This window comes from Kitasatospora sp. NPDC058032, assembly GCF_042885845.1.
Classification (GTDB): Bacteria; Actinomycetota; Actinomycetes; order Streptomycetales; family Streptomycetaceae; genus Kitasatospora.
In genome coordinates this window covers 1-4390 of the sequence record NZ_JBHVRK010000059.1, presented here as the reverse complement: position 1 = coordinate 4390, position 4390 = coordinate 1, and the positions used below count along the sequence as shown (strand labels likewise).

Genomic DNA, 4390 nt, shown 5'->3' with positions numbered 1-4390 from the left:
TGGTCGAGCGGCTGTCGGACGCGGAGCGCAACGGGCACCGGGTGCTGGCGGTGGTGCGGGGCTCGGCGGTGAACCAGGACGGTGCGTCGAACGGGTTGACGGCGCCGAACGGGCCGTCGCAGCAGCGGGTGATCCGGCAGGCGCTGGCGAACGCCGGGCTGTCGGCGGCGGACGTGGACGTGGTGGAGGCGCACGGTACCGGGACCACGCTGGGCGACCCGATCGAGGCGCAGGCGCTGCTGGCGACCTACGGGCAGGACCGTGAACAGCCGCTGTGGCTGGGCTCGTTGAAGTCGAACATCGGTCACACCCAGGCCGCGGCGGGTGTGGCGGGTGTGATCAAGATGGTGATGGCGATGCGGCACGGGGTGCTGCCGAAGACCCTGCACGTGGACGAGCCGTCGTCGCACGTGGACTGGTCGGCGGGCGCGGTGGAGCTGCTGTCGGAACCGGTGGAGTGGTCCGTGAACGGCCGTCCGCGCCGGGCCGGCGTCTCCTCCTTCGGCGTCAGCGGCACCAACGCCCACGTCGTACTGGAGCAGCCCCCGGCGGCGGTCGTCGATCAGCGGCTGGAGGACGAGTCGATGTCCGGCCTCGCCGTCGCCTGGCCGCTGTCGGCGAAGGATCCGGCCGCCCTGCGGGGCCAGGCGGAGCGCCTGCTCGCGCACCTCGCCGAGCGTCCGGAGCTGGGAATCGCCGAGGTCGGCCGGTCGTTGGCGACCTCGCGCGCCGCGCTGACGCACCGCGCGGTGGTGGTGGGCCGCGACAGGGAGGAACTGCTCCTGGGCCTGTCGGCGGTGGCGGAGGACCGGCGGTCGGCCGCCGGCGTCGTGACGGGCGAGGCGGGGTCCTCGGCCGGTCGGCCGGCGGTGCTCTTCTCGGGGCAGGGGAGTCAGCGGGTGGGGATGGGGCGTGAGCTGCACGCGTCGTTCCCGGTGTTCGCGGAGGCGTTCGACGAGGTCTGCGCGCATCTGGACGTCCACCTCGAACGGCCGTTGCGTGAGGTGGTGTTCGGGGAGGACGCGGAGCTGCTGGGTCGGACGGAGTTCACGCAGCCGGCGTTGTTCGCGGTGGAGGTGGCGCTGTTCCGGTTGGTGGAGTCGTGGGGTGTGCGCGCGGACTTCCTGGCCGGTCACTCGATCGGCGAGTTCGCCGCCGCTCATGTCGCGGGAGTGTTCTCGCTGACCGATGCCGCTGAACTGGTGGTGGCGCGTGGTCGGTTGATGCAGGAGCTGCCGCCCGGCGGCGTGATGGTGGCGGTGCAGGCCTCGGAGGACGAGGTGCTGCCGCTGCTGGTCGGCCGTGAGGACCTTGTGGGTATCGCGGCCGTCAACGGTCCGACGTCGGTGGTCATTTCGGGCGCCGAAGAGGCCGTGGCGGAGGTCGTCGGCCTGCTCGCCGCCGACGGTCGTCGAACGAAGCGGCTGGCGGTCTCGCACGCGTTCCACTCGCCGCTGATGGAGCCGATGCTGGCGGGCTTCCGCGAGGTCGCCGAGCGCATTACGTTCGCCGAGCCGACGAGGCCGATCGTCTCGACGCTCACCGGACGGCTCGTCACCGCCGAGGAGTTGGCCGACCCGGACTACTGGGTGCGCCACGTCCGCCACGCCGTCCGGTTCGCCGACGCGGTGAAGACCCTGGAGGACCAGGGGGCGACGGCATTCCTGGAGATCGGCCCCGGCGGCCTGACGCCGATGGTCCAGGAGACCCTGGCCGAGACCGTCGCCGTCGCGGCCCTGCGTGCCGACCGTCCCGAGGCCGAGGCCTTCACCGCCGCCCTCGCCCACCTCCACACCCACGGAACCACCCTCGACTGGGACACGGTCTTCGCCGGTCGCGGCGCCCGGCGGGTCGATCTGCCGACCTACGCCTTCCAGCGCCGCCACTACTGGCTGGAGGCGCCCGCGACCGCCGGGGACGTGACCTCCGTCGGCCTGGCCGCCGCGGAGCACGCCCTGCTGGGCGCGGCGGCGAGCCTGCCCGACGGCGGCGTTCTGCTCACCGGCCGCCTGTCGCTTCCCACCCACCCCTGGCTGGCGGACCACGCCGTGTCCGGTGTGACCCTGCTGCCCGGCACGGCCTTCCTGGAGATGGCCGTCCGGGCCGGCGACGAGGCCGGGTGCGACCGGGTGGACGAACTGACCCTCGCCGCACCGCTGGTGCTCCCCGCGCGGGACGCGGTGCAGCTGCGGGTGACCGTCGGAGCCGCCGACACGACCGGGCGGCGGGCGCTGGAGATCCACTCGCGCCCCGAGGACGGCACGGCGGCGGATGCCCCGTGGACGAGCCACGCCACCGGCCTCCTCGCGCGGGCCGTGGACGCGGCCTCGCCGGACACCGTCGACGCGGCCGTCTGGCCGCCGGCCGGTGCGACGGCGGTGGACATCGAAGGCTGCTACGAGCGACTGGAGGAGGCCGGCTTCGGCTACGGCCCGGTGTTCCGGGGCCTGCGTGCCGTGTGGCGGCACGGGTCGGCGCTCCTGGCCGAGGTCGCGCTGCCCGAGGACGTCCCGGTGGCCGGCCTCGCGCTGCACCCGGCCCTGCTCGACTCCGCCCTGCACGCGATGGCCCTGGGCGGGTTCCTCGCCGACGGCCCCGAGGGGCGGTTGCCCTTCTCGTGGACCGGGGTGGGCGTGTCCGCCACCGGCGCGACCGCGTTGCGGGTCCGGCTGGCCCCGGCGGCCGGCTCCGCTGCCGGAGCGGACGCCGTGTCGCTGTCGATCGCGGACGGCGAAGGCCGGCCGGTGGCCTCGGTGGAGGCGCTGGCCCTGCGGTCGGTGACGGGCGAGCAGCTCGCCGCCGCCGGATCGGCGGTGGCGGGCGGGCTCTACCGGGTGGACTGGGTGCCCGCGCCGGTGGTGGTGGGTGAGGCTGCCGAGGTGGAGGTCCGGGAGGGCCTGGAGGCTCCGGGGGCCGATGCGGAGGTGCCCGGGCTGCTGGCGGTCGTGTGCCCGCCGTCGGGTGAGGGTGCCGAGGGTGCGCGTGTTGCCGTGCTCGGTGTGCTGGGCCTGCTCGGGCAGTGGCTGGGAGAGCAGCGCTTCGAGGGTTTGCGGTTGGTGGTGGTGACCCGTGGCGGGGTCGCGGAGGGTGCTGTTGATGCGGGTCAGGCGGCGGTGTGGGGCCTGGTGCGGTCGGCGCAGTCGGAGCATCCGGGCCGGTTCGTGCTGGTGGATGTGGAGCCGGGGGTCGGGGACGTCCGTTCGGCGGTGTCGGTGGCCGTGGCGTCGGGTGAGTCGCAGGTCGCGGTGCGCGGCGGTGAGGTGCTGGTGCCGCGTCTGGCGCGGGTCGCCGCGGTTGAGGGCCCTGCGGTTCGCTTTGCCGAGGGTGGCACGGTGCTGGTGACGGGTGCTTCGGGCACGTTGGGGCGTCTGGTGGCGCGGCACCTGGTCGTCGGGCACGGGGTGCGCCGGCTGCTGCTGGCGAGCCGCCGTGGGGCGCTGGCGCCGGGCGCGGCGGAGTTCGAGGCCGAACTCGCCGCGCTGGGCGCGGAGGCGGTCACGGCGGCGTGCGACGTGGCGGACCGTGACGCGCTGGCCGCGTTGCTGGCGGCTGTCCCGGCCGAGCACCCGCTGACGGGGGTTGTGCACGCGGCGGGTGTGACGGACGACGGGCTGATCGAGTCGTTGTCGCCGGAGCGGATCGACCGGGTGTTCCGTCCGAAGGTGGATGCGGCGCTGCATCTGGACGAGTTGACGCGGGACTTGGAGCTGTCGGCGTTCGTCCTGTTCTCCTCCGCCGCCGGCGTGCTGGGCAGTGCGGGGCAGGGCAACTACGCGGCGGCGAACGTCTTCCTGGACGCGCTCGCGCGGCGACGCCGGGCGGCCGGACTGCCGGCGGTGTCGATGGCCTGGGGGCTGTGGGCTCAGGACAGCGCGCTCAGCGGTGAGTTGAGCGAGGTGGACCGACGCCGGATCTCCCGGTCCGGGATGACCGCGATCGAGACCGAGGACGGCCTCGCGCTCTTCGACGCCGCCATACGCAGCGCCGAACCGGTGGTCGTGCCCACCCGGCTGGAGGCCGCCACGCTGGCGGCCCAGGCCCGCTCCGGGGCGCTGCCGGCGCTGCTCAGCGGCCTGGTGCGCACCCCGCTGCGGCGCACGCTCGACGGCTCCGCCACGGCGGCGACCGGTTCGTCGCTGATCCAGCGACTGGCGGGCCGCCCCGCGGCCGAGCAGTTCGACATCGTCCAGGCCCTGGTGCGCGAGCAGGCGGCCACGGTCCTGGGCCACGAGTCGGCGGCCACCGTCGCGGTGGACCGCCAGTTCAGGGAGCTGGGCTTCGACTCGCTGACGGCGGTGGAGCTGCGGAACGCGTTGAACGCGGCCTGCGGGGTGCGGTTGCCGGCGACGCTGGTGTTCGACCATCCGACGCCGGAGGCGCTGGCGCGCCA

At 74.8% G+C, this 4390-nt stretch carries 1 protein-coding gene; it reads left to right on the top strand.

From position 1 onward, the window contains the following. On the top strand, positions 1–4390 hold a 4390-nt coding region (locus ACFVUH_RS37155; protein WP_387918053.1), incomplete at both ends, for a type I polyketide synthase.